7 protein-coding genes and 1 pseudogene are annotated in these 4,802 nt (G+C 33.4%); 1 reads left to right on the plus strand and 7 read right to left on the minus strand.

Features of this window, described 5'->3' with window-relative positions; all coding sequences use genetic code 11:
* The 4 genes from Q0Q99_RS10925 to dnaA form a co-directional block, all read right to left on the minus strand.
* A partial coding sequence (locus Q0Q99_RS10925; protein ID WP_293895673.1) for a hypothetical protein occupies nt 1-373 on the minus strand: 373 nt, incomplete at its 3' end.
* A 21-nt stretch (nt 374-394) separates the two neighbouring features.
* Nucleotides 395-1,117 (minus strand): SAM-dependent methyltransferase, encoded by a 723-nt coding sequence (locus Q0Q99_RS10930; RefSeq protein ID WP_293895676.1) that lies wholly within the window; start codon nt 1,115-1,117, stop codon nt 395-397.
* Nucleotides 1,114-1,581: a low molecular weight protein-tyrosine-phosphatase gene (locus tag Q0Q99_RS10935; RefSeq protein ID WP_293895679.1), complete on the minus strand. Its 468-nt coding sequence runs from the start codon at nt 1,579-1,581 to the stop codon at nt 1,114-1,116. Before Q0Q99_RS10935 ends, Q0Q99_RS10930 begins: the two co-directional genes overlap by 4 nt.
* A 39-nt stretch (nt 1,582-1,620) precedes the next feature.
* Nucleotides 1,621-3,048, minus strand: coding sequence for a chromosomal replication initiator protein DnaA (dnaA, locus tag Q0Q99_RS10940; protein ID WP_136150566.1), 1,428 nt, complete (start codon nt 3,046-3,048; stop codon nt 1,621-1,623).
* 178 nt (nt 3,049-3,226) lie between these two features.
* On the opposite strand from dnaA, the gene Q0Q99_RS10945 reads away from it, so the two are divergent.
* Nucleotides 3,227-3,625 carry a thioesterase family protein gene (locus Q0Q99_RS10945; RefSeq protein ID WP_293895686.1) on the plus strand — a complete coding sequence of 133 codons (399 nt, stop codon included), beginning with the start codon at nt 3,227-3,229 and terminating at the stop codon, nt 3,623-3,625.
* Here Q0Q99_RS10945 and Q0Q99_RS10950 read toward each other — a convergent pair.
* The 3 genes and pseudogenes from Q0Q99_RS10950 to Q0Q99_RS10960 form a co-directional block, all read right to left on the minus strand.
* Nucleotides 3,622-4,230, minus strand: coding sequence for a YigZ family protein (locus Q0Q99_RS10950; RefSeq protein WP_293895689.1), 609 nt, complete (start codon nt 4,228-4,230; stop codon nt 3,622-3,624). The two genes, Q0Q99_RS10945 and Q0Q99_RS10950, sit on opposite strands and share 4 nt — an antisense overlap.
* Nucleotides 4,231-4,232: 2 nt before the next feature.
* Entirely contained in the window at nt 4,233-4,571 is a 339-nt protein-coding gene (locus Q0Q99_RS10955; RefSeq protein WP_367175036.1) for an HAD-IA family hydrolase, read from the minus strand.
* A gap of 110 nt (nt 4,572-4,681) precedes the next feature.
* Nucleotides 4,682-4,802: pseudogene (locus tag Q0Q99_RS10960) on the minus strand (IS982 family transposase); the annotation flags it as partial.

A 4,802-nucleotide genomic window follows, 5' to 3' on the forward strand; every position in this document is an offset into this window, starting at 1 on the left:
TTTTCTTTTCTAATTTTTCTGTACTTGATTCCATTTCATCAATATACAGTTCAGCTTCAGCAACTGATTTAAATTTTGTTTGAGTAAGATTATTTTTAATCAATTTAAGAGAAACATCTTTATTTTTTAAGCTGTCAAAAGGAATATTGTGGGAAATTACAAAATCTTGTATTTTTTCATTGAAAGCTCTAATTTTTTCCTCGCTCTTTAAATATTCATCAGTTAAAATCATTTTTTTATACTCATTGCATGCATATGTAAATTCTTCCTTTGACAATCCTGATTTTCTTGTCTCATTATTCGGTAAAGGTGAGGTCTGACTGTTTGCGTTCAGATAGAAAAATAAACAAAATAAGAAAATTTTAAATCTCATAATAAGTGAATTCGGTTTTCTCTAAAACTTATGTATAATAAAAATGGTTGGTCTGTTATGCAGGTCAACCTTTATTTTTTTCCAGTCTGCTACACGAAATGTTTTGATATATTCTGTTGGCAAAGTGATATCTGTGGCAATGCAAAGATGAGTATTGGGTTGTAATGACACCAATAAATCCTCCAATAATTTATTATTTCGATAAGGCGTTTCAATAAAAATCTGAGATTGGTTTTTAGTGCTTGATAGATTTTCAAAGTTTTTTAAAGCTGATTTTTTTTCGCTTTTATCAATAGGAAGATACCCATTGAACGCAAAACTCTGACCGTTCATTCCTGAACCCATCATGGCCAATAGTATTGAAGAAGGACCGACTAAAGGCACAACCTGTATTCCATTTTCGTGCGCTATTTTTACAATTACAGCACCTGGATCAGCAACTCCGGGACAACCGGCTTCGCTCATTAACCCCACATTTAATCCGTTAAGACATGGGGCAATCATGGGATTATATTCTGATACTTCGGTTCGTTTATTTAGGGAAGAGATTCGTAAATTGTTCTGAACTTTTTCAGGATGAATGGATTTGATGAATTTCCGAGCTGTTTTTTCATTTTCAACAATGTAATCGTCGATAAAATCTATGGCTCTTTTTACAGTTTGAGGGAGTACATCATGAGGATTCATTTCTCCCAAAGTAGTAGGGATTAAATAGAGTTTGCCCTTTAAAATTACAGGCTTCATTGATGTTTTTCAATTAATTTTTTGGCTAAAATGTCGCAGGTTTCATCAAGCATTTCATAAATCATATCAAAACCATTTTGCAAACCGTAATAGGGATCAGGAACATCAACATTATCACCGGGAAATAGATCATCCAGAATTAGTTGTACTTTCTTTTTATGTTCTTCTTTTTTAGCTAATTCCATTACATCATCGTAGTTGGTATTATCCATGACATAGATGTAATCAAATTCTTCAAAATCTTTTGGCGTAAATTGTCTTGCTTTTTGATAGGTAATGTCAAGACCATTTTTTTGTGCAGTCAAGACAGAACGCTGGTCGGGGTGCTTCCCTATGTGGTAACTTCCGGTTCCGGCCGAATCTACAAAGAATTTGTCTTTGGGAAGTTTGGCCGCTAAAAGCCCTTCTGCCAATGGAGATCGGCAAATATTTCCTAAACAAACCATTAAAATTTTAACGGGCATATTGTATGATTCTAAACCGCAAACTTACTCAAAAAGGAATTATAGCGATAATTTTTTATGTATATCTTCTACAAATTTTTTGAACTGTTTATCTGTTGAAACCAAGTTGTCAACAGTTTTGCATGCGTGAAGAACGGTAGCGTGATCTCTGTCGCCAATTTGGGAACCAATATTCGCTAATGAAGACTTCGTGAATTTCTTAGCAAAGAACATGGCTAATTGTCGGGCCTGAACAACGTGACGTTTTCTGGTTTTAGATTGTAGTGTGTCAAGATCTAATTGGAAATAATCAGAAACTACTTTTTGAATATATTCGATTGAGATTTCTCGTTTTACATTTTTAACAAATTTCTCAACTACATTTTTAGCCAAATCCAAAGTCACTTCTTTTTTGTTGAAAGAAGATTGAGCAATCAACGAAATGATAGCACCTTCTAATTCCCGTACATTTGACTTGATATTTCTAGCCACATATTCTATAATTTCATCCGGCATCTCAACGCCATCACGGTATAAAATATTTTTTAAGATAGAAATCCTGGTTTCATAATCAGGTTGATGTAATTCTGCAGATAAACCCCATTTGAAACGGGACAACAATCGCTGTTCAATATCCTGCATGTCAACGGGAGCTTTATCCGAAGTAAGGATTACTTGTTTGCCATTTTGATGTAAGTAATTGAAAATATGGAAGAAAACATCTTGTGTTCCGGTTTTTCCCGAAAGGAATTGCACATCGTCAATAATCAACACATCAATCAACTGATAGAAATGAATAAAATCGTTTCTGTTATTTTTCTTAACCGAGTCAATATATTGCTGAGTAAAAACTTCTGCGGAAATATAAAGGACCGTTTTTTCAGGATATTTATCTTTGATTTCGACACCAATCGCATGAGCCAAATGTGTTTTTCCTAATCCAACACCACCAAAAATCAATAACGGATTAAATGATGTTCCTCCAGGTTTGTTGGCAACAGCCATACCCGCTGAACGTGCTAATCTGTTGGAATCGCCTTCAAGGAAGTTATCAAAACTATAATTTGGATTAAGTTGCGACTCAATTTTGAGGTTTCTGATTCCGGGAATTACAAAAGGGTTTTTTAATTCAGGATTTAGGTTTTTAAACGGTGCATCAACATCTTGAGATTTTATTGGGCTACGGTGTGCGCTTGGCAATTGTTCAGTAAATGGCTGTTTATTTCCATAAGTGTTCTCCATTTTAATTTTATAGAGTAACTTTGCGTTTTTACCAAGTTCTTTAGTTAATGCAACTTTTAATAATTTTACATAATGTTCTTCAAGCCATTCGTAAAAGAATTTACTCGGAACCTGAATGTAAAGAGCATTATCCGTTAGTTCCACTGACTTAATCGGTTCGAACCAAGTTTTGAAAGCTTGCTCCTGAATATTGTCTTTTATAAACAGTAGACAATTTTCCCACACCGATTGCGCAGTTTTGCTCATATTTATTTTAAATTAAAGTAATTAGTTTTTAACATGAAAAAACATCGAATATTTTCATGCTTTTCGGGGTAACAAATATGTGAATAAAATTTGTTAAAAAAAATTAAAATGGCATTGATTTTTTGAAAATTTTGTTGTAACAAAAAAATCAATTTTAGATTAAAAGCGAAAAAATCGGATGAAAGAACATCAAATTCAAGTTAGAGTGCGTTACTCTGAAACGGACCAAATGAGCGTCGTTTATCATGGGAATTATGTTCCATATTTTGAAATGGGACGCGTGGAATGGCTTAGAAACAAAGGGATTTCGTATAAATCACTGGAGGAAAACGGAATTGCGCTTCCTATAGTATCAATGACTATAAATTACAAAAAACCAGCACGTTATGATGACTTACTTACAGTGATAACAAGGTTCAAAGGACAATCTTCAGTAAAGGTCGAATTTGATTGCGAAATTCGCAACGAAAATAATGAGTTGTTAACAACAGCGCATTTTTTGTTGGTGTTTGTGGATATAAATTTGGGAAAAGCCATTGCGCCACCTCAATATCTTTTAGACATTATGAATAGTTAGATTGGTTGAATTTTAACTTCGAATAAATTGGAAAAAATGTTGGAAATCATTTCGGCATTTTTTTTTCGGGTTACAACTTCAATTTGACAACTTTTTTCCATTTGTTGCGAAATGATTTCTAGTTTTTTTTCTTTAATTATCCGCATTACCTTATTCATGTTTTTATAATCGAAGGAAATCTGGAAATGAATATTTATTGTCTTTTCAACAATCTCAGATTCGTCTAAAGCCATCTGCGACGCAGTTCTATAAGCGGAAATTAGTCCTCCGACACCTAATTTTACACCACCAAAAAAGCGAACTACCACTACCAAAACATTGGTTAAACCAAAAGACTGAATTTGTCCATAAATTGGCATTCCAGCAGAATTACTTGGTTCGCCATCGTCATTGGCACGAAAATAAATAGTTTCAGTTCCTATTTGAAAGGCATAGCAAAAATGAACCGCACCGGAGTGTTGCTTGCGTAATTTTACTAAATGGGATTTGATTTCTGTCTCAGTGGTAACAGGAAATGCATAGCCAAAAAACTTGCTGTTTTTTTCTTTAAAAATAATTTCTGATGACGGGGAAGCAATGGTTTTAAAAGTATCTTTAATTTCCAAAACTATAATGGCAAATGCTTTTGGTCAAACAAATCGATAATATCTTCTTCTCCAACTTTTAAATTCCAGACATGTAATCCCAGCGATTCTGCAGCATCAGTATTGGTTTTCTTATCATCAATAAACAAAGTTCTTTTTGGTGATAAATCATGTTTTCGGATTATGGCATTAAAAATTTCAGCATCCGGTTTTCTCATTCCCATTTCATAAGAGTAATACACTTTTTCAAAGCAACGATAAAAATCGGTGTAAAACGACATCCCTACTTTATGCTCAAAACGACTGATGTGAATGGAATCGGTATTGGTTAATAAAAACAAGCGATATCTGGACGAAAGCATTTGTAAAAACTCCAATCTTTCTAACGGAAAATCGCCAATCAGGGAGTTCCAGGCTTTGATTATTTCTTGGATACTTGCATTTGGAATATACTTTAACCCGTTGGGTGTAATTAAATTGTTTGATTTTTAATATTGTTTATTGGTCTGTCAAATATGAATTTATTGATATACTGAACCAATGTTAATGCTGTTATTTTTGCTAAAATTCTTGTTTTAAAACCTTCAAAAGTT

Origin of the sequence: Flavobacterium sp. (assembly GCF_025352425.1) — a bacterium.
Classification (GTDB): Bacteria; Bacteroidota; Bacteroidia; order Flavobacteriales; family Flavobacteriaceae; genus Flavobacterium.

What these genes read in the sequence shown, in the direction of transcription:
- Q0Q99_RS10955 (WP_367175036.1), bottom strand. Translation starts at nt 4,571, where the DNA reads ATGCTTTCGTCCAGATATCGCTTGTTTTTATTAACCAATACCGATTCC.
- Q0Q99_RS10945 (WP_293895686.1), top strand. Translation starts at nt 3,227, where the DNA reads ATGAAAGAACATCAAATTCAAGTTAGAGTGCGTTACTCTGAAACGGAC.
- dnaA (WP_136150566.1), bottom strand. Translation starts at nt 3,048, where the DNA reads ATGAGCAAAACTGCGCAATCGGTGTGGGAAAATTGTCTACTGTTTATA.
- Q0Q99_RS10930 (WP_293895676.1), bottom strand. Translation starts at nt 1,117, where the DNA reads ATGAAGCCTGTAATTTTAAAGGGCAAACTCTATTTAATCCCTACTACT.
- Q0Q99_RS10935 (WP_293895679.1), bottom strand. Translation starts at nt 1,581, where the DNA reads ATGCCCGTTAAAATTTTAATGGTTTGTTTAGGAAATATTTGCCGATCT.